We start from the raw sequence: 20,521 nt of genomic DNA, 5'->3' as shown, positions 1-20,521 counted from the left end.
GAGGATTAAGGTTCAACGCTTAACTTCAGAGGGTAACCAGATGAAAAGACTGATCGTTCCAATCCTGGCGACGGCGATGTCACTTGCCGCTTTCCAGGCGTTCGCCGCCGACAAGGTGACGTTGCAGTTGAAATGGGTCACGCAGGCGCAGTTCGCCGGTTATTATGTCGCCAAGGAAAAGGGCTTCTACGAAGAAGAAAATCTCGACGTGGACATCAAGCCGGGCGGTCCCGACATCGCGCCCGAGCAGGTGATCGCCGGCGGCGGCGCCGACGTGATCGTGACCTGGATGGCAGCGGCGCTCGCGGCGCGCGACAAGGGCGTGAAGCTGGTCAACATCGCGCAGCCCTACAAGAAGGCGGGCATGGAACTGGTCTGCCCGAAGAGCGGGCCGATCAAGTCCGAGGCGGACTTCAAGGGCCACACGCTCGGCGTCTGGTTCTTCGGCAACGAATATCCGTTCTATGCCTGGATGCACAAGATCGGCCTCTCGACCGACGGCGGCAAGGATGGCGTCACGGTACTGAAGCAGAGCTTCGACGTGCAGCCGCTGATCCAGAAGCAGGCCGACTGCATCTCGGTCATGACCTACAACGAGTACGGGCAGGTGCTGGATGCCGGCTACAAGCCCGAGGACCTGATCGTCTTCAACTATTCGGCGATGGGCAACGACCTGCTCGAGGACGGGCTCTATACGCTCGAGGACAAGCTCAAGGACCCGGCCTTCGAGGACAAGATGGTCCGCTTCGTGCGCGCGTCCATGAAGGGCTGGAAATACGCCACCGAGCATACCGACGAGGCGGCCGAGATCGTCGTGGACAATGGCGGCCAGGACGAGAACCACCAGAAGTTCATGATGAAGGAAGTGGCCAAGCTGATCGACAACGCCGACGGCAAGCTGATCCCGGCAGCCTACGAGCGCACCGCCAAGGCGCTGCTCGACCAGAAGATCATCACCAAGGAGCCGTCCGGCGCCTACACCACCGCGATCACCGACAAGGCGATCAAGTAGGCTGCGGCTGTCATTGCAGGATTGAAAGGGGCGGGCGACCGCCCCTTTTCTTTTGCCTATACCGATCCGCCTCCCGGTCGGGAGAGCCTTCTATCCGGCTGCCGGGCTGGCGCAGGAAGCAGCGTGAGCTCCGCCGCTGCGAGCCGGATTGCGGCATACGTCGTTCGACGTAGCCGGATAGAAAGCGCTCCGGGAGGGTGGTAATTTCAGGCGCTGGACGGATCGCGGGGGAAACCCATGGTGGAAACCGACAAGATGTTCGCCGGCTCGGTTCCGGAGAACTACGACCGCTATATGGTGCCGTTGATCTTCGAACCCTATGCCGCGGATCTCGCCCGGCGGGCGGCCTCCCTGTCGCCCCGCGCGGTTTTGGAAACCGCCGCCGGCACCGGGGTCGTCGCCCGCGCTTTGGCGCCGAAACTGGCCAGCGACGCAATCTATGTCGCCACCGATCTCAGCCAGCCGATGCTCGACTATGCCGCGTCGCGGCAACCGCCCGACGGCCGCATTCGATGGCGGCAGGCGAACGCCCTGGAACTGCCCTTCGCGGACGCTTCCTTCGACGTCGTCTGTTGCCAGTTCGGTGCGATGTTCTTTCCCGACCGCGTGGCCGGCTATCGCGAGGCGAGGCGGGTGCTGAAGCCCGGCGGCCACTTCCTGTTCAGCGTATGGGACCGCATCGAGGAAAATATCCTTGCCGATGAGGTGATGAACGCGCTGGCGCAGATGTTTCCGGACGATCCGCCGCGCTTCATGGCGCGGACGCCGCATGGCTACCACGATACGGCGCTGATCCGCAGCGATGTGGAAGCGGCCGGTTTCTCACGCGTGAGCATCGAGACGAAAGCCGAGCAAAGCCGGGCTCCCTCGCCGCGTTTCGCGGCGCTCGCCTACTGCCAGGGCACGCCGGTTCGTGACGAAATCGAAGCCAGGCAGCCGGGGAAACTGGACGCGGCGACCGACCACGCCGAAGCCGCGATCGCAAGGCGGCACGGACGCGGCGCGGTTGCCGCCAAAATTCAGGCGCATGTCATCGTGGCCACCATCTGAGGAAATCTCCTGGAATCGGTAACCGGTTTCGGGAGACAGGTCAGCGCTTCTCGCGGATATCGGTCAGCGTCTTTGCCGGGGTGATCGCCTCGGGATCGAGCTTGACCTCGATGATCGTCGGTTTGCCGCTCTTCCTCGCGCGTTCGAAGGCCGGCGCGAAATCCTCGGTCCTCTCCACCGTCTCGCCATGGCCGCCGAAGGCGCGGGCATAGGCGGCGAAATCGGGATTGCGCAGGTTGGTTCCGGAGACGCGGCCCGGATATTCGCGCTCCTGATGCATGCGGATGGTGCCGTAGATGCCGTTGTTCAGGATCACGACGATCACCGGCAGGCCGTACTGGACGGCCGTGGCGAATTCCTGGCCGTGCATCAGGAAATCGCCGTCGCCGGCCCACACGATCACCTCGCGGTCCGGGAACACGCTCTTGGCGCCGACGCCGGCCGGCATGCCGTAGCCCATGGAACCCGAGGTGGGCGCGGCCTGCGTGTCATAGCGGCGGAAGCGGTGGAAGCGGTGCATCCAGGTGGCGAAATTGCCGGCGCCGTTGCAGATGATGGCGTCCTCAGGCAGCACGCCTTCCAGATAGTCCATGATCGGTCCCATATGGACCGCGCCGGGACCGGTCTTCGGCGGCGTCGACCAGGCGAGATAATCGGCATGCGCCTGCTTTGTCGCGTCGGTCCAGCCGGGCGAAGCCGGAGCCTTCCGTTTCGAGAAGGCTTCCACGAAGGCTGCGGGCGAGGCGTTGATCGCCAAGGTCGGGCGGTAGACGCGGCCAAGCTCGTTGGCGTCGGCATGGACATGCACCAGCGTCTGGTCGGGATAGGGGCTCTTCAGCAGGGTGTAGTCGGAGGAGGGCATTTCGCCCATGCGCCCGCCGACCAGCAAGATCAGGTCGGCTTCCTTGATGCGCGCGGCGAGTTTCGGATTGATGCCGATGCCGACATCGCCGGCGTAGTTGTCGTGCAGATGGTCGAACAGCATCTGGCGCCGGAAGGAAACGCCGACCGGCAGTGCCCAGGCTTCGGAAATCCGGCGCATGTGATCGACGGCTTCGGCGCTCCAGCGCGTGCCGCCGAGGATGACGAAGGGCCGCTTTGCGGCGCCCAGCAGCTTCTCCAGTTCATCCAGTTCCGCTTCGCCGGGCCGGGTTTCGACGGGCGTGTAGGGCAGTGCCGCGGGCGCTTCCGTCTCGGAGACCAGCATGTCCTCCGGCAGGGAAACGACGACCGGGCCGGGGCGGCCGGAGGTCGCCACCGCGAAGGCGCGGGTCACGAGCTCGGGGATGCGCGCGGCGTCCTCGATCTCCACCACCCATTTGGCGATGTCGCCGAAGAAGCGCTTGTAGTTCACTTCCTGGAAGGCTTCGCGCTCCTTCGCATGGCTGGCGATCTGGCCGATGAACAGGATCATGGGGATCGAATCCTGCATGGCGATGTGGATGCCGGCCGAGGCGTTGGTGGCGCCGGGGCCGCGCGTGACGAAGCAGATGCCGGGCTTGCCCGTCAGCCGCCCCTGGCAGTCGGCCATCATGGCGGCGCCGCCTTCCTGCCGGCAGACAATGGTGCGGATCTTCGAATCGTGCAGCGCGTCGAGCACGGCGAGATAGGATTCGCCCGGCACGCAGAAGATGCGATCGACGCCGTTCGCTTCCAGCGCCTCGACGATCAGTTGTCCGCCGTTCTTCATTTCGCGCTTTCCTCCAGTTCGGCAAGAATTTCGGCCGTGTGCTCGCCGAGGCGCGGCGAAGGCCGCTCATAGGCCAGCGGCGTGGCTGACATGACCATGGGCGCACGCACCGACGGCAGAAGGTTGCCCCGGCCGTCGTCCAGATCGAGCCGCATGCCACGCGCCTCGGTCTGCGGATCGGCAAACATCTGGCCGATGTCGTTGATGGGACTGGCCGGCACGCCCGCGGCTTCCAGCCGGGCCAGAAGAGTGTCGCGCTCGAAACCGGCGAGCACGCGCAGCATATGCTCGCGCAACTTTGCGCGATTGGCCACGCGGGCGGCGTTGGTGGCGAAATCGGCCTGTTTCGGCAGGTCGTCCAATCCGACGACCGCGCAGAACTTGGCGAACTGGCCGTCATTGCCGACGGCGAGGATGAAATGGCCGTCCTTCACCGGCAGCACCTCATAGGGCGCGATGTTGGGATGGGCGTTGCCCATGCGATGCGGCGCGACGCCGGAGACCAGATAATTGAGGTTCTGGTTGGCCAGAACCGAGATCTGGGAATCGAGCAGCGCCATGTCGATGTGCTGGCCTTCGCCCGTGGCTTCCGCGTGGCGAAGCGCGGCCTGTATGGCGATGACCGAATAGAGACCGGTGAAGATATCGGTGACGGCGACGCCCACCTTCTGCGGCTCGCCGTCGGCGGCGCCGGTGATCGACATCAGGCCGGACATGCCCTGCACGATGAAGTCGTAGCCGGCGCGCGGCGCGTAGGGGCCGGTTTGGCCGAAACCGGTGATGGAGCAATAGACGAGCTTCGGGTTGATCGCCTTCAGGCTTTCGTAGTCGAGGCCGTATTTCTTCAGGCCGCCGAGCTTGAAGTTTTCGATCAGCACGTCGGCGCCGGCGGCGAGCCTGCGCACGATATCCGCGCCTTCCGGCGTGGAGAAATCGATGGCGACGGAGCGCTTGCCCCGGTTGCAGGCGTGGAAATAGGCGGCCGAAAGGTTCTCGCCGTCCTTGGCCGTGACGAAGGGCGGTCCCCATTTGCGGGTGTCGTCGCCGCCCTCGGGATTTTCGACCTTGACCACGTCTGCACCCAGATCGGCCAGCATCTGGCCGGCCCATGGTCCCGCAAGAATGCGGGCAAGCTCGATGACGCGGACACCTTTCAACGGGGGGTGGGCCATGGATTCCTCATCGGATCGCGCCAGGGATCAGGCAGGCTCTAGCAATAGCCATTGGCGATGTCACGGCCCATGCGGTGGGCCAACGGGGCGGGCGGCGAGGGCATTGTCCGCCCAGGCGGCAAAGTCTTCCATCACGGCGTTCCGATTCACCTCGTTCAGGCTTTCGTGCCGGGTCCCGGCGTAAACCTTTGAAACGAGATTCGAAAAGCCCATCCGCCTCATGCGCCCGGCGAGCTGCGAGACCGCTCTGCCGCCATTGGTCGCCGGGTCCTTCTCGCCGCCGACCAGCAGGACGGGCAGGTCGCGGCGGACATGGGCAAAGCTGGCGTCGTCGGCGCCGCGGAAGATCAGGGCGAATATGTCCCGCCACATCGACACCGAAGCGTCCCAGCCACAGAGCGGATCGGAAATGTATTTTTCCACTTCCGCCGTGTCGCGCGAGAGCCAGTCGAACGGCGTGCGACGGCCGGGCACGGCCTTGCCCCAGGCCTGGAAGGTGAGTTTCGGCAGCATGCGCGACGGCACGTCCGAACCCAGCCGGAATTTTTCCCAGGCAAGGATCGCCAGCGCGGCGCGGCCCGCAAGCCCCGCCGAAAAATTGGCGTTCCAGATCGCCGCGGCCTCTACGCGGTCGGAATGGTCGAACAGGAAGTTCAGCGCGATCAACCCCCCCATGGAGTGGCCGAACAGGATCACCGGCAGGCCCGGATGTTCCTTCGCGATCAGGTCGTGTACGGCCAGCACATCGGCGATGACCGTGGCGGCGCCGCCTTGCCCGGAAAACCGGCCGGCCGGCGCATCCGGCGCCTTGGTACGGCCGTGGCCGCGGTGGTCGTGGGCGTAGGTATGGAAGCCGTGCGCAGCCAGAAAATCGGCGAAGCGCGCATAGCGTGCCGCGTGCTCGGCCAGTCCGTGGTTGATCTGCACGATCGCGCGCGCCGCGCCGTCGGCCTTGCGGGAATAGAGATTCAGCGCCGCGCCGGTGGGCGAACGGCAGATGCGCTGGTCGTCAAAGGACATGCGTGGCCCCCGATCGGGACGGATCATCCATCCGCTATCCAGTTTCGAACTTCAGAAGAAAAATAACGGGAATTTATTCGCATTCTCTCCCCTGCGCATATCCTTGCATGGATTGGACTGAACGGGGAGGCAATCCTGCATTGGATAGCTTGAAAGAAGCGCGCTACGCGCCTCGGTGAGTTTCGACTTTGATTTCATGGCCGCGACCGAAAGGCGTTGCCGTTTCGGCGCCCATCGCCTACATAGCGGCCAACCAAGCCTTTCCGGCAAATCCACAAAGATCGATCAGGGAAACGCGCGCGTGGCACGCCAGTTCATCTATCATATGGCCGGGCTCTCCAAGGCCTACGGGACCAAGAAGGTCCTCGAGAACATCAATCTTTCCTTCTATCCGGACGCCAAGATCGGCATTCTCGGCCCCAACGGCGCCGGCAAGTCGACCATTCTCAAGATCATGGCGGGTCTCGACAAGGAGTGGACCGGCGAAGCCTGGCTCGCGGACGGTGCGACGGTCGGCTACCTCGCGCAGGAGCCTCAGCTCGATCCGGGCAAGACGGTCTTCGAGAACGTCATGGACGGCGTCAAGAAGAAGACGGCCATCATCGAGCGCTATAACGAGCTGATGATGAACTACTCGGACGAGACCGCCGAGGAGAGTGCCAAGCTGCAGGACGAGATGGACCGGCTGAACCTGTGGGATCTCGAGCAGCAGGTCGAGATGGCCATGGACGCGCTGGCCTGCCCGCCCAAGGACGCGGAAGTGACCAATCTTTCGGGCGGCGAGCGCCGCCGCGTCGCCCTGTGCCGGCTTCTGCTCGAACAGCCCGACCTCCTGCTGCTGGACGAGCCGACCAACCATCTGGACGCCGAGACGACGCAGTGGCTGGAAAAGCACCTGCGCGACTATCCGGGCGCGGTGCTGATCATCACCCACGACCGCTACTTCCTCGACAACGTGACGGGCTGGATCCTCGAACTCGACCGTGGCCGCGGCATCCCCTACGAGGGCAACTACACCAAGTATCTCGACGCCAAGGCCAAGCGCCTGATCCAGGAAGGCCGCGAGGACGACGCCCGCCAGAAGGCGATCTGGCGCGAGCGCGAGTGGATCGCGTCCTCGCCCAAGGCGCGCCAGACCAAATCCAAGGCGCGTATCAGTGCCTATGAGGACCTGCTCGAACAGGCCAACAACCGCAAGCCGACCGACACGCAGATCGTCATCCCGACCAGCGAGCGGCTGGGCAATGTCGTGATCGAGGTCGAAGGTCTCAAGAAGGGCTTTGCCGACGAGGTGCTGATCGAGGACCTGTCGTTCCGCCTGCCGCCCGGCGGCATCGTCGGCGTCATCGGCCCGAACGGCGCCGGCAAGACCACGCTGTTCAAGATGATCACAGGGCAGGAACAGCCGGACGGCGGTTCCATCCGCAAGGGCGAGACGGTGAAGCTCGGCTATGTCGACCAGAGCCGCGACGCGCTCGATCCGAACAAGACCGTGTGGGAGGAAATCTCCGGCGGCGCCGAGGTCATCAGGCTCGGCAAGCACGAGGTGAATTCCCGCGCCTATTGTTCGTCCTTCAACTTCCGTGGCGGCGACCAGCAGCAGAAGGTCGGCAGCCTTTCGGGCGGCCAGCGCAACCGCGTGCATCTGGCCAAGATGCTGAAGAACGGCGGCAACGTGCTCCTGCTCGACGAACCGACCAACGACCTCGATACCGAGACGCTGGCCGCGCTCGAGGACGCGCTGGAGGCCTATGCCGGCTGCGCCGTCATCATCAGCCACGACCGCATGTTCCTCGACCGGCTGGCGACCCACATGCTGGCCTTCGAGGGCGATGCGCATGTCGAGTGGTTCGAGGGCAATTTCGAGGACTACGAGAAGGACAAGGTGCGCCGGCTGGGGCCGGATGCGCTGACGCCCCACCGCATGACGCACAAGCGGCTGACCCGCTGATCGAGTTCCACAACGCCCCGCCGGCAACCGGCGGGGCGTTTTCGTATGCCTTTGGAGACCGCTCGCATGAAAGACTGGTCCGCGTCGCAATATCTGAAGTTCGAGGACGAACGCACGCGCCCGGCGCGCGATCTCCTGGCGCAGGTGCTGATCGAAAAGCCGCGACATGTGGTGGACATCGGCTGCGGGCCGGGAAACTCGACCGAGCTTCTCATCGCGCGCTGGCCGGAGGCGAAGGTATCGGGCTTCGACACCTCGCCGGCCATGATCGAGGAGGCCAGGAAGCGGCTTCCCGGCGTTGATTTCCAGATCGCGGATGCCGAAAGCTGGACGCCGGAGGAGCCGGTGGACGTGATCTTCGCCAATGCCGTGTTCCAATGGCTGCCGAACCATCCGGACGTGCTGGCGCGGCTGATGGGGCTGCTCAGGCCGGGCGGGTTCCTCGCCGTGCAGATGCCGGACAATCTCGGCGAGCCGTCGCACCGGTTGATGGTGGAGACTGCCGCCGACGCGCCGTTCGCGGACAGGCTGAAGAACGCGCAGAAGACGCCGCTGCCGGCCGTTTCCAGCTACCACGACCTGCTTGTGCCGCTGTCGGCGCGGCTCGACATCTGGCACACCGTCTACAACCATCCGCTGGCGGATGCGGCGGCAATCGTGGAATGGGTCAAGGGCACCGGTCTCAAGCCCTTCATCGATCCGCTCGATGACGGCGAGCGCAAGGCCTTCCTCGCCGCCTACACGGACCGCATCGCCGCGGCCTATCCGCCGACGGCAAACGGCAAGGTGCTGCTGCGTTTTCCGCGTCTGTTCATGGTGGCGAAGCGCGCGGGGTGAGGGGTTGCTGCTCCGGTCCCGCAGGCTGGCGCCTGCCGGTTTCGCTGGCGCGACGACTTAAGCTGGCGTAAACCGCCGCGGGGCGAAGCTCTCCGTGCCTCGCCAAACTTAGTCTTCGCGGCCGACATCAAGGGATTGCCGCGCCCGCGAACAGACGGACTGGATATGCATCGCGTCATCATCAGCGGCATCGGCGTCGAAATCCCGGAAGCCTCGATCACCAACGACGAACTGGTCGAAAGCTTCAATAGCTGGGTCGATGCCGAGAACGACAAGCGGGTGGCGCGCGGCGAGGAGCCGCTGCAGAGGTCCGACAGCGGTTTCATCGAACATGCTTCCGGCATCAAGACGCGCCATGTGATCGAGCGTGAAGGCATCCTCGATCCGAAGCGCATGTCGCCGCGCATTCCGGCCCGGCCCGACGACGCGCTGTCCATCCAGGCCGAGTTCGGCGTCGCCTCTGCGCGCAAGGCGCTGGCCATGGCAGGCCGCCGGCCGGGCGACATCGACATGGTCATCTGTTCGTCCTCGCATCTGCAGCGGCCCTATCCCGCCATCGCCGTGGAGATGCAGCAGGCGCTGGGCACGAAGGGCGCAGGCTTCGACATGGGCCTTGGCTGCTCCTCGGCCGCGGCCGCGCTTCATGTCGCGGTCAACCTGGTCCGTTCGGGCGCCCAGAAGAAGATGCTGGTGACGACACCGGAGATCATCACCGGACACCTCAATTTCCGCGACCGGCAGACGCATTTCATCTTCGGCGACGCGTCCGTTTCGATGGTCGTGGAGGCGGCGGAAGACGCGAGGCCGGGCCGGCTGGAAGTGCTCGACACGCGGCTGTGGACGCAGATGTCGTCCAATATCCGCACCAATCTCGGCTATCTGACCCGCAGCGCCCAGGACGACCCCTACATGATCGACCTGGAAGGCAATCTGATCAGGCAGGTGGGCAACAAGGTCTTCAAGGACGTGACCGTCGCCGGGCACCGCTTCATCGTGGACTTCCTTGCCGAGCACGGGCTGACGCCCGAGGGCATCCGCCGCTTCTGGCTGCACCAGGCCAATGCCCGCATGAATGCCATGATCCTCAAGCTCGCCTTCGGCCATGAGGTCGGCCATGACCGCGCGCCGATGGTGCTGGACCGGCTCGGCAACACCGCGGGCGCCGGCGCGATCGTCGCGTTGTCGGAGAACCACGCCGACATGAAGGCGGGCGACTACGGCCTGCTTTGCGCTTTCGGCGCGGGCTATTCCATCGGCGGCGCGCTGCTCAGGATGACGTGAACGCCCTTGTGAAAGTTCCGTGAGGCCCCAAGCCGGCGGCTTTTCAAAAGGGCTCCCGGAGCCCGCTTTGAGGAAGGGGTTCAGCTTTCCTCGTCGTTCGGATCGAGCAGGCGCGTGGCGCGCCAGCGGGTCAGGACGGCGTTGGTCTGGTCGATGACGAAAAAGCGCGCGGAATCGCGGTCGTAGCCCTCGGCGAGCAGCTTTTCATAGTCCGTATGGGCGTGGCGGACATGGGCGACCGTGGCCAGCCATACCGCCAGCGACGGCGGCAGCGTCTTCATATGCACCGCGCCGGCGTCGGCCCTGATCTTTTCGATGTCGGAATAGGGCGCCAGCGGCAACAGCGTCGTCAGCGCCCTGGCGATGGCCCGCCGCCTGCCCGTCGCTGCCGCCTTCATTTGGAAGATCGCTCGAATATCGCCTCGGGATAGGCGTCCACGGCCGGAATATAGGGCTTGAGATCGATCACCGGCGTTCCGTCCAGCGCATCCATGGCGTCGAGCGCGAGCGTGCCGGCGTTCACGTCAAAGCCCACCAGGCGCGTGACATGCACTCCGATGGGATTCGGGCGGGCAGGGGAGCGAAGCGCAAAAACACCGCTGGATTCAGAGGCTTTGCGCGGTTTCTGGACAATCAGATTCCGCGGCGCCGCCTGGAACCAGCTCAGCACCATGATGTGGGTCGCGCGCTTCAGCCCCTGCAACCCGCGGCGGTAGGGCTCGTCGATCTCGACCGTGGCGGGGCGGCCGGCCTCGCGGGCCTCGGCGATGTTCTTCGGGCAGGTTTCGCGGCTCGTCCAGGGCGAGCGGATGCGGCCGATGAAGACGATATGGTCATCGGGCCGCAAGGTCGCAGGGTCGATTGCCGTCGCTTCTTCGCCGTCGCGCCTCTCGAACATCGCGTTTCTCCATTTGCCGCGCAGCACAGGCGCGCCATTTTCTGGTCACTCAGCGACATTGCCGGTTGCAATGTCGGGAGTTTCGATATAAAGATATCTTTATATCTTTCTCTTTTTCGCTTTGCGAGGCTGGCTGCCCATGCATGTCGCACTCGACACGATGGTAGATACATTGAAGGCGGCGGCCGAATCCAGCCGCCTGCGCATTCTTACGCTTCTGTCGCGCGGCGACCTGACGGTTTCGGACCTGACCGAGATTCTGGGCCAGTCGCAGCCGCGCGTCTCGCGTCACCTCAAGCTGTTGCTGGAAGCCGGCCTGATCGGCCGCTACCAGGAAGGCTCGTGGGCGTTCTTCCGCCTGTCGGATTCGGATGCGGCGCGCGATTTCGTGCTGAGGCTGGTTTCGGGCGTCCGCGACGCCGATCCGCAGGTCGAGCGCGACCTGGAGCGGCTGGCCTCGGTCAAGCGGCGGCGGCAGGAACGGGCCACGGCCTATTTCAGTGAGAATGCGGCGAGCTGGGACCAGATTCGCTCCCTGCACGTGCCGGACGACGCGGTCGAGGCGGCGCTGGTCAAGCTGGTCGGCAAGCGGCCGTTCCAGTCCATGCTGGATCTCGGCACCGGCACCGGGCGGCTGCTGGAGATCTTCGCACCGCTCTACCGCCGGGGCGTCGGCATCGACATGTCGCGCGAGATGCTGGCCGTGGCCCGCGCCAACCTGGACAAGGCCGGTATTTCCAATGCGCAGGTGCGGCAGGGCGATATCTTCTCGCCGCCCGTCGAGCGCGACGCCTTCGACCTCGTCACCATACATCAGGTGCTGCATTACCTGGACGACCCGGCGCGGGCGATCGCCGAGGCGGCGAAGCTGCTGCGCCCCTCGGGCCGGCTGGTGATCGTGGATTTCGCGCCGCATCGGCTGGAATTCCTGCGCGATGCACATGCGCACCAGCGCCTCGGCTTTTCCGACCGGCAGATCGCCGACTGGTTCGCGGAAGCGGGGCTCGATCTCGAGGAAACCCAGCATTTCGAGCCGCGCGGCGGCGGCGAGAACAAGCTGACCGTGAAACTGTGGCTCGGCCGCGACCGGCGGCTTCTGATCGCCGATCCGTCCACCGGCGCGCAGCGCACCAACCTTCCGCAGATGGGGGAAACCGCCTGATGAACCAGTTCCGCTTTTCCAGACGCCCCGACATCGGCGACAAGATCAGGGTCTCCTTCGAGTTCTTCCCGCCCAAGACCGACGAAATGGAGAGCCGGCTGTGGGAAACCGTGAAGCGGCTGGAGCCGCTGCAGCCGAAATTCGTGTCGGTGACCTACGGGGCGGGAGGCTCCACCCGCGAGCGCACCGCGCGCACGGTCAAGCGCATCCTCACCGAAAGCAGCCTGACGCCTGCCGCGCACATGACCTGCGTGAACGCGACGCGCGAGGAGGTCGATACGGTCATCCACGAATTCGCTGGCATGGGCGTCACCCGCTTCGTGGCGCTGCGCGGCGATCCGGTCGAGGGCGTCGGCGCGGCCTATCGCCCCTATCCGGACGGCTACGCCAACGGCGCCGAACTGGTGGGCGCGCTGAAGCAGGTCGGCAATTTCGACATTTCGGTATCGGCGTACCCCGAAAAGCATCCCGAAAGCCCGGATTTCGCCACCGATATCGACATGCTCAAGCGCAAGGTCGACAACGGCGCCACCCGGGCGATCACGCAATTCTTCTTCGATAACGACCTCTACGAGCGCTATGTCGAGCGGGCGCGGCGCGCGGGCATCTATATTCCCATCGTTCCGGGCATCCTGCCGATCCACAATTTCGCGCAGGTCGCCAGTTTCTCGGCACGCTGCGGAACGCTGGTCCCGTCCTGGCTGGCGGAACGCTTCGACGGGCTGGACGGCGATCCGCAGACCCATGCGCTGGTCGCCTCGGCCGTCGCCGCCGAGCAGGTGCTCGATCTGGTCGAGCGCGGCGTGGGCGATTTCCATTTCTACACGATGAACCGGGCGGACCTCGCCTTCGCGGTCTGCCACATGATCGGCATCCGCGCGCAGCTGCCGCTCGTGGGGTCGGCCGCCGCATGAACATGAAAAAGGCCGGGCGGGGCTGCCCGGCCTTTTGATGGAATTGGTCTATCGGGTGCTCTGCTCCCGAACCTCAGGGATTACGGAAGTGCACCCACAATCAGGGCGCCGATGAAAGCGAACGCAGCACAGATCATCAATGCGTTGAATGGCCTCGTCAGTCCCATGGATAGCCTCCTGTCGAAAAGAGCTATGCCAGGACTCTAGGGGCATTTGCGCCACAGGCAAGGGGAAATGATGCTGCATTGCGGCGACTTTGTGGAACAGTTCGCTCGTTTCGCATGGTTAGATATTGAATTTATTCGGAAAAGACGACCTTACGATTTGTGAATAAATCATGACGGCCCGGAACGGGCCGGACCGGCTGCCCGGCCGTATATGCGGCCGTCGATGGTGAGCAGGCCGAGCGCGATCAGCGCGATGCCTCCCAGTTCGAACGCCTCCAGCCTTTCGCCGAGGAAGACGGCGCCCAGCAATATGGCGCTGGCCGGCACGACCAGCGTGACCAGCGAAGCGTTGGTCGCGCCGGCAGAGGCCACCAGATTGAAGAACAGGATGTAGGCGAAGGCGGTGGACACCAGCGCCAGTGCCAGCACCGCCGCCCAGACCGGGCCGCTGGCCGCGAACAGCGCGCCGGTGCCGTGGACCGCAAGCACGACCGGGACCATGATAATCGTCGATGCGGTGAGCTGGCCCGTGGCGACGACAGGCGCGGGAATGTCCCTGAAGCGCCGGGCAACCAGCAGGGCCGTTGCGTATGACAGGGCCGCGCCGATGAGCGCGAACTTGGCCCAAATCGGACCGCCGAGGCCAGCCAGAAGGCCGGGACCGATCATCACCGCCGTGCCGGCCACGCCGAGCGCGATGCCGGCCAGCTTGTTCCAGGTGAGTTTCTCGTCATTGGTGAAGGCGTTGGCGATGATCAGGGTCCAGAACGGGGTGGTGGCGTTCAGCACCGAAGCGAGGCCGGCGCCGAGCACGGTCTGGCCGGCAAAGATCAGCGAGAAGGGGATGACGTTGTTGGTCAGGGCCAGCAGGAAGAACATGCCGGCCCGCGGGAAAGCCAGCCGGAAGGACGGTCCGCGCATGGCGAGATAGAACTGCAAGGCGGCGGCGGCGATCGCAACCCGCAACAGGACGAGCACCAGCGGGGCAAGTTCCGCCACCGCGATGCGGGCGAAGAAGAAGGAGGCGCCCCAGATGGCGCCGAGCAGGAGGAGACGCGTCCAGTCCTGCAACGCCATCGGGCCTCGTATGGCAGGGTTTGCGGCCGTCATCGGATTTCGCGCCTCTCGATCTGGCGTTGCATGCCGGACCAGACGGTTAAAGCCGAATCAGGCCGGCCACCACCCGAAAAGCCATCCTGGAGGCTGCCGGTTGTCTTGGCGGAGCGAAACCAGCGCTGAGGCGGCCGTGCCAAGGGCCGGCTACAGCTTCGCCAGCAGATCGACGGTCGGCCAGCCGTCCACCGCCAGCCCGAGGCGCATCTGTTCCTTGCGCACGGCCTCGCGCGTGTTGGTGCCGAGAATGCCGTCCACCTTGCCGACATCGTGGCCGCGCGCTTCCAGCCTGGACTGGAGCTCCTTCATCTGGTCGAGCCCGAGGCCGGGTTCCGGCTGGCGCGGGTCGTAGGCCGGCGCGCCGGCCAGGCGCGTGGCGAGCACGGCCGCGGTAAGCGCATAGGTGAAGGACTGGTTCCACTCCAGATAGATGTCGAAATTGTCGTAGGAGAGGAAGGCGGGGCCGTTGCGGCCCATCGGCAATACGAGACCGGCGCGCAGGCCGGTGTCCTGCAGCGGGCTGCCGTCCGGACGGGTCACGCCCCATTGCGACCATTGGGTGAGCGCCAGCTTGCTGGTACGGCCCGTCTGGTCCCAGGGCATGTCGTCCGGCACCCGCACCTCTTCGATCCAGGGCTGGTCGCGCTTCCAGCCCTTCATCTGAAGCTTTTTCGCGGTGGTCATGACGACGTCGGGAACGCTGTTGCGAAGGTCCACCTTGCCGTCGCCGTCGCCGTCCACGCTGTCCATCAGATAGTCTATGGGCAGCATCTGCGTCTGGCCGATCTCGCCGGCCCAGGCGCCCTTGACGTCGGCGGGCAGGTCGCCGCGGTCGATGAGGGTCAAAAGCGGCACGAGTTGCGGCCGGAACACCTGCGGCCGGCGGCAGTCATGCGCCAGCGTGACCAGGGCGTTCAGCGTGCGGAAATCGCCCTGGACGGCGCCGAAATCGGTTTCCAGCGCCCAAAAGGCCGCCACCACCGGGCCCTGCACGCCGAATTCGGCCTCGGCGCGGGCGAACACCTCGGCATATTTCTTCAGGTTGGCCGCGCCCTGCTTCAACCGGTAGGCCGAGATCATGCGGCCGGAAAACTCGATGAAGGTCTGGGAAAATACGCCCTGCGCGCGGTCGCGCGCCAGCACCTTCGGATCGATTGCCGCCGCCGAAAGCGCCGCAAGCCCGGTTTCGCCAACGCCTGCGGCCTTGGCTTCGGCCGCCACGCCCTGCTTCCAGGCGTCGAAATCACCGTCGCACTCCTGCGCCGCGGCAGGAGCGGAAAACGCTGTGGCAAGCAGCGCCGCAAGCAAAGGGGAGCGCAGTCGCATGTCAAATCTTCCGGGTCGAAAATCCAGCGGCCGCCAATATCGGCCCTTGGAGCTTTCGAAAAGCAGGCGGCAGGCGCCCTGTCAACGGGTGTTCTGCCGCAGCCACCTGTTCCAGGCGGCCTCCGTGCCGTTGAAGACGTTGATGTCGGCGTTGCCGGACATGCCCGGTACAACGCCGGTGCCGGTATATTGCCAGAAGGTGAAGGGGTGGCTGCCGTATTTCTCGCGCGGGTGGCCGGCGACGGAACGCAGCCAGTAGGGATAGCCGCGATAGGTCGACAGGTTGTTGTCGTCGAAGAAATCGATCGACGTATAGATGATCGGCTTCTTGCCGTAATGCTTCTCGACCATGCTCAGGAACACGCTCATCTCCGCACGCACCGTTTCGGGCGGCGGCCTGAGCCGGCAGGTCGGCGAATGCGGGTTCCATTCCATGTCCAGCACCGGCGGCATGGCGGAAGGATCGTTCGGCACGTTCTGGATGAACCAGCGCGCCTGCTCGGCCGCGGGGCGGCAGAAATAGAAGAAATGATAGGCCGCGCGCGGGATGCCGGCGGCGCGGGTGCGGCGCCAGTGCTCGGCGAACATGTCGTCCACGCGGTCGCCGCCCTCGGTCGCCTTGACGAAGGCGAAGGAAATGCCGTTGGACCTGGCCTGTGCCCAGTCCACCGAGGTCTGGTATTTGGACACGTCCGTGCCGTGGATCGCGTAGGTCCATGGCGCGCCGCTTTCCCATGTATGCGGCTTGCTGTCCTCGAAGCGCGGCGCGCGCGCGGCGACGCTGTTCGACGTGCCGGCGCCGACGGGCGCGAGATCGTCGACGGTCGAGCAGGCGCCGAGCGCCATCAGCACAAAGGCGAGAGCCGCGAAACGGCGCATGTCCTCTCCGGGGCCGGTGCCAGCCGGCGCTGGTGGGCGTCTCGATGGTGGGTGATCCCCGCCGGGCGCTTCCCACACGAGCGCCCGTACTCCAGCGTCATCGCCCAACAAGGTTGATTTTCGGTTGACGACGCCTGCAGCGGCATCGACTTTGCAGCGCGAATGGCGGCAAAACCATGGCGAAAATCGGTGCGGGGGCGAGGCATGCGGGTGGCGCGAAAGGTACTGAAAGGACTGTCGGGGCTGATCCTGCTTGTTGTAGCTCTCCTGGTGGCGTGGCTCTACGTAGCGCCGCCGGAGCTGATCCGGGTCGGGTCCGGCTATTCGGCCAAGATCGTCTGCTCCAACGTGTTCCTCGCCGGCCGCGATGCGCAACAGGTGCTGGCCGTCGACGTGCAGGCGCCCGGCCATCCGCTGCTGAGACTGATGCGGGTGAGCGTCGACCGGCAGGCAGGCACCGTCACGGCCGGGCTGCTCGGCGTCTTCGGGCGAAGCGTGGCGGTGGAACGCGACGGGCTGGGATGCGCGCTGGTGCCGGACGGAAACATCGCCGCGGCCAAGGCGATCACCGGTCCAGCGCTGACGCCCGCGCCCGTGCCGGACGAATCGTGGCCGCAAGGCGAGCGGGTCGAGCCTTCGCAAGACCCCGCGCTGGCCAAGGTCCTGGACGATCCCGTGCTTTCAGGGCCCGGCATGCGCGGCATCGTCGTGGTCAAGGACGGCCGCATCGTCGGCGAGCGTTACGGCGAGGGCTTTTCCGAAAAGACGCCGCTGCTCGGCTGGTCGATGACCAAGACGGTGAATGCCGCGATCATCGGAACCCTGGTGAAGGACGGCAGGATGGCTCTGGACCGGACCGGCCTATTCGGGCCGTGGCAGGCGGACGGGCGCAAGGCCATCAGCCTCGCCGACCTGATGGCCATGTCGAGCGGCCTCGCCTTCAACGAGGACTATGGCGACGTCACCGACGTGACCCGCATGCTGTTCCTGGAACCGGACATGGCCGCTTTCGCCGGAGCCAAGCCGCTGACGGGCGAGGTCGGCAGGGTGTGGAGCTATTCCAGCGGGACGGCCATGCTTCTGTCGCGCCTGTGGCAGGACGCAATCGGCGACAAGGGCAAGGCGCTGGCGTGGCCGCGCCTTGCCCTGTTCGATCCGCTCGGCATGAAAAGCGCCGCTCTGGAGACGGACGAGCACGGCACCTTCGTTGGCTCGTCCTACCTCTATGCCACGGCGCGGGACTGGGCGCGGTTCGGCCAGTTCCTGTTGCAGGACGGGGTCTGGAACGGGCAGCAGATCCTGCCGGCGGGGTTCGTGGCCTGGATGCGCGAGCCGGCGCCGGCCTCGAACGGGGTCTATGCGCGGGGGCAGCTTTGGATCGAGGCGCCGGGCGACGAAGACACGCCGGGCGCCGGCGCCGCGGCGGGCCTGCCCAAGGACACCTATTGGCTGGAGGGGCATGACGGGCAGACGGTCGCCGTCATTCCTTCGGAGCGCATGGCGGTGGTGCGCATGGGACTCACGCCGGGAAAACTGGGCTATCGTCCGCAGAAGCTGGTTCTGGCGCTGGTCGAGGCGCTGCGGCAGCCGTGACCGTCGCAAGGAAGGCATAGCCGCGATAAAGCGGCTGGAAAGAAAGGCTTGCGCCGGTTCGCTCAGATTCCGATTCCAGCACTTCGCGCAGGGAATCGCGCGGGCTGACATGGAAGCGCGCGAGCCATGCCAGAAGCAGCCGCTCGAACCAGCGCGGAAGGCCCTGCCGGTCGCCGAAATCCACAATGTGCAGCGTGCCCCCGGGTGCCAGCGACCCGATGGCGGCTGCGATCGTGCGTTTCCAGCCGGGGATCATCGACAGCGCATAGGAGATGAAGACGCGGTCGAAGCGCTCGATGCCGAACAGGGCGGCCGTATCGAAGGAGGTGGCGTCGCCCTGCGTAAGCCGGACGCGGCCGGAAAGGTTGGCCCGCTTCAAGGTGGCGCCGGCCGTCGCCAGCATTTCGGCCGAAATGTCGATGCCGAAGAAGCGCGCCTCGGGATAGCGCCTTGCGGCCAAAGCGAGGTTCCGGCCCGTGCCGCAGCCCAGCTCCAGCGCCGTGCCGTTGCTTGGCGCGTCCAGCCCGTCGATCAGCCGGTCGCGCCCGAGCAGGTAGTATTTGCGCGTCAGATCGTAGATATGGCGCTGCCAGCGATAGACGCCGTCCATCAGTTCGGCGTGGCCGGCGCCTGCGGCGGGCCGCACGCTCATGCGGCCTTCTTCACATAAAGATGGAAGCCGCCATAGATGGCCGAACGGTCGCGGGCCGAGAAATTGCGCGAGGCGTCTTCTTCATAGCGCCACTGGTCGAGCAGGGACGGCGAAACGCGGCCGGGCAGCAGCGTCGGCTCGGCGGCGGTGCGGAAGATGACGCGCGCGCCGGCGGCGGCGGTGCGGGTGATCTCGGTCCAGAGCGCGTTGAGCTGCGCGTCGCTCATCCAGTCCTGCGCGTCGAGCAGCACGAAGCGGTCGACAGAGCCGGCATCCTTCGCGGCGAGGAAATCGATCATGTTGGCATGGCGCAGGGCGACGCGATCCACATTCGCCTTCAGCAGCGCATAATTCTGCTTTTCCAGATAGGCGGGAAGGGCGGCCTCGCCGGGAGCCGGATAACGGCGCGCGAAAGCCTGCCAGGCGAAATAATTGTCCTTCAGCGGAAAGCCGCAGGCGAGCTTTTCCAGCCGCGCCTTCAGCACCGAAGCCATGGAGCCGTCGCCCGACGTGATCAGCGCGTCATACTGGGCAGGCGGGATGCCGAGGCCGAACAGGGAGGATTTGCGCGCGGTCGCCCATTTCAGCAGGCGACGGTCGAAGATCGGAGCGAGCTTTTCCTCGAAGAAGCGGCGCTGGGCGGAAATATCGCCCGCCTGCATGATCCGCGCGGGATCGACGCCGTGGAGCTTCGCCGCGCGGTGGCCGACCGCGATGAACAGGCCGAGCAGGCCGGAATGGTAGAAATTGCCGTCGAACAGTTCGATGCGGCGCTTGCCGCGCCAGTTGCGCCGCTCCCAATAGTGCCGCGTGGCCTTGTCGAGGTTCGGCGCGAGGAAGCGGTCGTAGGCGGCGGAGTTGTGACGGTTTCCGGCCGCGCCGAAGAAGCGGAACAGGTCCGCCTGCGAGGGCAGATGGCGCAGGGCGGCCAGCTTCATGCGGTTCAGCGCGATGTGGGCGGTGTTGAGGTCCACGGCGTCGATGCGCGCGGGCGAGCGCGTCAGGTAGGCCAGGATGTTGCAGCCGCCGGAGGCGATGGTGACGATGCGGTGGCCTTCGCCGAGCGCCATCGCTTCCATGTCGATCTCGGGGTCTTCCCATATCTGCGGGTAGACGAGGCCGGAGAACAGGAAGGCGAACAGCCGCTCGGAGACGCCCGCCCTGGACAAGGCGCGGTTCTGGTAGACCGCTTTCTTGACCTCCCTGCCGCGCTGGAAGACGAGTTCGCCTGAAAGGTCGGTCATGGCCGCGTTCGATTCCCCGTTCGTGATTGCGGAGCGGGGTAGCGCAGCGCCGTGACAGCCGCGTGACGGCATCGCCGCCGATTTTCCTGCCGGCGCTGGCGCCGCTGCTTTCGTTTTGGGCGACGGTGTAACAAAACGAAACGCAATGTGACGAAACCGGTCGTTACGCGCGGCATTTCTCATGCGACGGTGCGCCCGGTAGGGGAGCGCTACCATTGCGAAGGAGACATGAGATGAAGAAATTCATTATCGCTTCGGTTTCCGCTCTTGCGTTGCTGAGCGTCGCCGCCTGCAGCGACAGCGGCGATGACAAGACCACGACACAGAGCACGACGCCGGCACCGGCGGACCAGACCACGCAGCCGGCCACGCCGCAGGCCAATCCGCCCGCCAATACGGATAATGGCGGCGGCAACACCATGCAGCCCGCGCAGCCGAAACCGACGACGACTCCGTAGTCAGCGTTCTGTTGCAGCATGCGGAAGGCCGGGCTCGTCCCGGCCTTTTTGCTTTGCCCGCGGTGCGAGCGCCGACAATGGACACAAGGAGCGGGACATAAG

Annotated in this window: 19 protein-coding genes; 9 read left to right on the top strand and 10 right to left on the bottom strand. The window is 65.5% G+C overall.

The window, feature by feature from the left end:
* Positions 1 to 40 precede the first annotated feature (40 nt).
* A complete protein-coding gene (locus tag QU595_RS16765) occupies positions 41 to 1,012 on the top strand; it encodes an ABC transporter substrate-binding protein (RefSeq protein ID WP_315923929.1) in 972 nt (323 codons plus the stop codon).
* Between the two features lie 237 nt (positions 1,013 to 1,249).
* The gene (locus tag QU595_RS16760) at positions 1,250 to 2,062 is read left to right on the top strand and encodes a class I SAM-dependent methyltransferase (RefSeq protein ID WP_315923927.1); all 813 of its coding nucleotides are present in this window, start codon (positions 1,250 to 1,252) and stop codon (positions 2,060 to 2,062) included.
* Positions 2,063 to 2,102: 40 nt separating this feature from the next.
* Here the strand turns inward: QU595_RS16760 and QU595_RS16755 are convergent, their stop codons facing one another.
* Genes QU595_RS16755 through QU595_RS16745 form a run of 3 tightly spaced genes read right to left on the bottom strand, consistent with a single transcriptional unit; the run spans position 2,103 to position 5,944 of the window.
* On the bottom strand, positions 2,103 to 3,752 hold the full coding sequence (locus QU595_RS16755) for a thiamine pyrophosphate-binding protein (protein WP_315923925.1): 1,650 nt from the start codon (positions 3,750 to 3,752) through the stop codon (positions 2,103 to 2,105).
* On the bottom strand, positions 3,749 to 4,924 hold the full coding sequence (locus tag QU595_RS16750) for a CaiB/BaiF CoA-transferase family protein (protein WP_315923923.1): 1,176 nt from the start codon (positions 4,922 to 4,924) through the stop codon (positions 3,749 to 3,751). Before QU595_RS16750 ends, QU595_RS16755 begins: the two co-directional genes overlap by 4 nt.
* 60 nt (positions 4,925 to 4,984) lie before the next feature.
* Positions 4,985 to 5,944 carry an alpha/beta hydrolase gene (locus QU595_RS16745; protein ID WP_315923921.1) on the bottom strand — a complete coding sequence of 320 codons (960 nt, stop codon included), beginning with the start codon at positions 5,942 to 5,944 and terminating at the stop codon, positions 4,985 to 4,987.
* 301 nt (positions 5,945 to 6,245) lie between these two features.
* Between QU595_RS16745 and ettA the strand changes: the two genes are divergently transcribed.
* The 3 genes from ettA to QU595_RS16730 all read left to right on the top strand — a co-directional run bounded on the left by ettA (position 6,246) and on the right by QU595_RS16730 (position 10,013).
* On the top strand, positions 6,246 to 7,895 hold the full coding sequence (ettA, locus tag QU595_RS16740) for an energy-dependent translational throttle protein EttA (protein WP_315923919.1): 1,650 nt from the start codon (positions 6,246 to 6,248) through the stop codon (positions 7,893 to 7,895).
* 66 nt (positions 7,896 to 7,961) lie between these two features.
* Positions 7,962 to 8,732: a trans-aconitate 2-methyltransferase gene (tam, locus tag QU595_RS16735; RefSeq protein ID WP_315923917.1), complete on the top strand. Its 771-nt coding sequence runs from the start codon at positions 7,962 to 7,964 to the stop codon at positions 8,730 to 8,732.
* 165 nt (positions 8,733 to 8,897) lie between these two features.
* The gene (locus QU595_RS16730; protein ID WP_315923915.1) at positions 8,898 to 10,013 is read left to right on the top strand and encodes a beta-ketoacyl-ACP synthase III; all 1,116 of its coding nucleotides are present in this window, start codon (positions 8,898 to 8,900) and stop codon (positions 10,011 to 10,013) included.
* Between the two features lie 80 nt (positions 10,014 to 10,093).
* Here QU595_RS16730 and QU595_RS16725 read toward each other — a convergent pair whose 3' ends face one another.
* Together QU595_RS16725 and tsaA are read right to left on the bottom strand one after the other, a co-directional pair.
* Positions 10,094 to 10,411: a DUF2293 domain-containing protein gene (locus QU595_RS16725; protein WP_315923913.1), complete on the bottom strand. Its 318-nt coding sequence runs from the start codon at positions 10,409 to 10,411 to the stop codon at positions 10,094 to 10,096.
* On the bottom strand, positions 10,408 to 10,911 hold the full coding sequence (gene tsaA, locus QU595_RS16720; protein WP_315923911.1) for a tRNA (N6-threonylcarbamoyladenosine(37)-N6)-methyltransferase TrmO: 504 nt from the start codon (positions 10,909 to 10,911) through the stop codon (positions 10,408 to 10,410). The genes QU595_RS16725 and tsaA overlap by 4 nt, the downstream gene beginning before the upstream one ends.
* A 139-nt stretch (positions 10,912 to 11,050) precedes the next feature.
* Between tsaA and QU595_RS16715 the strand changes: the two genes are divergently transcribed.
* Together QU595_RS16715 and metF are read left to right on the top strand one after the other, a co-directional pair.
* Positions 11,051 to 12,073, top strand: a complete 1,023-nt coding sequence (locus QU595_RS16715; RefSeq protein WP_315923909.1) for a metalloregulator ArsR/SmtB family transcription factor — start codon at positions 11,051 to 11,053, stop codon at positions 12,071 to 12,073.
* Positions 12,073 to 12,987, top strand: coding sequence for a methylenetetrahydrofolate reductase [NAD(P)H] (metF, locus tag QU595_RS16710; protein WP_315923907.1), 915 nt, complete (start codon positions 12,073 to 12,075; stop codon positions 12,985 to 12,987). The genes QU595_RS16715 and metF overlap by 1 nt, the downstream gene beginning before the upstream one ends.
* A 335-nt stretch (positions 12,988 to 13,322) precedes the next feature.
* Here metF and QU595_RS16705 read toward each other — a convergent pair whose 3' ends face one another.
* From QU595_RS16705 to QU595_RS16695, 3 genes are all read right to left on the bottom strand, one after another.
* Positions 13,323 to 14,264, bottom strand: coding sequence for a DMT family transporter (locus QU595_RS16705; protein WP_315923905.1), 942 nt, complete (start codon positions 14,262 to 14,264; stop codon positions 13,323 to 13,325).
* 150 nt (positions 14,265 to 14,414) lie between these two features.
* Positions 14,415 to 15,593 (bottom strand): lytic murein transglycosylase, encoded by a 1,179-nt coding sequence (locus tag QU595_RS16700; RefSeq protein ID WP_315923903.1) that lies wholly within the window; start codon positions 15,591 to 15,593, stop codon positions 14,415 to 14,417.
* Between the two features lie 81 nt (positions 15,594 to 15,674).
* The gene (locus QU595_RS16695; RefSeq protein WP_315923901.1) at positions 15,675 to 16,472 is read right to left on the bottom strand and encodes a GH25 family lysozyme; all 798 of its coding nucleotides are present in this window, start codon (positions 16,470 to 16,472) and stop codon (positions 15,675 to 15,677) included.
* A 204-nt stretch (positions 16,473 to 16,676) separates the two neighbouring features.
* Between QU595_RS16695 and QU595_RS16690 the strand changes: the two genes are divergently transcribed.
* Positions 16,677 to 18,065, top strand: coding sequence for a serine hydrolase (locus QU595_RS16690; protein WP_315923899.1), 1,389 nt, complete (start codon positions 16,677 to 16,679; stop codon positions 18,063 to 18,065).
* Here the strand turns inward: QU595_RS16690 and QU595_RS16685 are convergent.
* Both QU595_RS16685 and QU595_RS16680 read right to left on the bottom strand, forming a co-directional pair.
* Positions 17,992 to 18,717, bottom strand: coding sequence for a class I SAM-dependent methyltransferase (locus QU595_RS16685; protein ID WP_315923897.1), 726 nt, complete (start codon positions 18,715 to 18,717; stop codon positions 17,992 to 17,994). The two genes, QU595_RS16690 and QU595_RS16685, sit on opposite strands and share 74 nt — an antisense overlap.
* Positions 18,714 to 19,961 carry a DUF3419 family protein gene (locus tag QU595_RS16680; protein ID WP_315923895.1) on the bottom strand — a complete coding sequence of 416 codons (1,248 nt, stop codon included), beginning with the start codon at positions 19,959 to 19,961 and terminating at the stop codon, positions 18,714 to 18,716. Before QU595_RS16680 ends, QU595_RS16685 begins: the two co-directional genes overlap by 4 nt.
* A gap of 233 nt (positions 19,962 to 20,194) precedes the next feature.
* Here QU595_RS16680 and QU595_RS16675 point away from each other — a divergent pair, with 233 nt between their 5' ends.
* Complete coding sequence (locus QU595_RS16675; RefSeq protein ID WP_315923893.1) at positions 20,195 to 20,419, top strand: hypothetical protein; 225 nt, start codon at positions 20,195 to 20,197, stop codon at positions 20,417 to 20,419.
* Positions 20,420 to 20,521: the final 102 nt, after the last annotated feature.

Source organism: Mesorhizobium sp. SP-1A, from assembly GCF_032460275.1.
Classification (GTDB): domain Bacteria; phylum Pseudomonadota; class Alphaproteobacteria; order Rhizobiales; family Rhizobiaceae; genus Mesorhizobium.
The sequence above is the reverse complement of the archived record's forward strand: the minus strand, read 5'-3'. Positions and strand labels throughout refer to the sequence as shown.

Coding starts and splice junctions, on each gene's coding strand:
- QU595_RS16765 (WP_315923929.1), top strand. CDS start 41: ATGAAAAGACTGATCGTTCCAATCCTGGCGACGGCGATGTCACTTGCC.
- QU595_RS16760 (WP_315923927.1), top strand. CDS start 1,250: ATGGTGGAAACCGACAAGATGTTCGCCGGCTCGGTTCCGGAGAACTAC.
- QU595_RS16755 (WP_315923925.1), bottom strand. CDS start 3,752: ATGAAGAACGGCGGACAACTGATCGTCGAGGCGCTGGAAGCGAACGGC.
- QU595_RS16750 (WP_315923923.1), bottom strand. CDS start 4,924: ATGGCCCACCCCCCGTTGAAAGGTGTCCGCGTCATCGAGCTTGCCCGC.
- QU595_RS16745 (WP_315923921.1), bottom strand. CDS start 5,944: ATGTCCTTTGACGACCAGCGCATCTGCCGTTCGCCCACCGGCGCGGCG.
- tam (WP_315923917.1), top strand. CDS start 7,962: ATGAAAGACTGGTCCGCGTCGCAATATCTGAAGTTCGAGGACGAACGC.
- QU595_RS16730 (WP_315923915.1), top strand. CDS start 8,898: ATGCATCGCGTCATCATCAGCGGCATCGGCGTCGAAATCCCGGAAGCC.
- QU595_RS16725 (WP_315923913.1), bottom strand. CDS start 10,411: ATGAAGGCGGCAGCGACGGGCAGGCGGCGGGCCATCGCCAGGGCGCTG.
- tsaA (WP_315923911.1), bottom strand. CDS start 10,911: ATGTTCGAGAGGCGCGACGGCGAAGAAGCGACGGCAATCGACCCTGCG.
- QU595_RS16715 (WP_315923909.1), top strand. CDS start 11,051: ATGCATGTCGCACTCGACACGATGGTAGATACATTGAAGGCGGCGGCC.
- metF (WP_315923907.1), top strand. CDS start 12,073: ATGAACCAGTTCCGCTTTTCCAGACGCCCCGACATCGGCGACAAGATC.
- QU595_RS16705 (WP_315923905.1), bottom strand. CDS start 14,264: ATGACGGCCGCAAACCCTGCCATACGAGGCCCGATGGCGTTGCAGGAC.
- QU595_RS16700 (WP_315923903.1), bottom strand. CDS start 15,593: ATGCGACTGCGCTCCCCTTTGCTTGCGGCGCTGCTTGCCACAGCGTTT.
- QU595_RS16695 (WP_315923901.1), bottom strand. CDS start 16,472: ATGCGCCGTTTCGCGGCTCTCGCCTTTGTGCTGATGGCGCTCGGCGCC.
- QU595_RS16690 (WP_315923899.1), top strand. CDS start 16,677: ATGCGGGTGGCGCGAAAGGTACTGAAAGGACTGTCGGGGCTGATCCTG.
- QU595_RS16685 (WP_315923897.1), bottom strand. CDS start 18,717: ATGAGCGTGCGGCCCGCCGCAGGCGCCGGCCACGCCGAACTGATGGAC.
- QU595_RS16680 (WP_315923895.1), bottom strand. CDS start 19,961: ATGACCGACCTTTCAGGCGAACTCGTCTTCCAGCGCGGCAGGGAGGTC.
- QU595_RS16675 (WP_315923893.1), top strand. CDS start 20,195: ATGAAGAAATTCATTATCGCTTCGGTTTCCGCTCTTGCGTTGCTGAGC.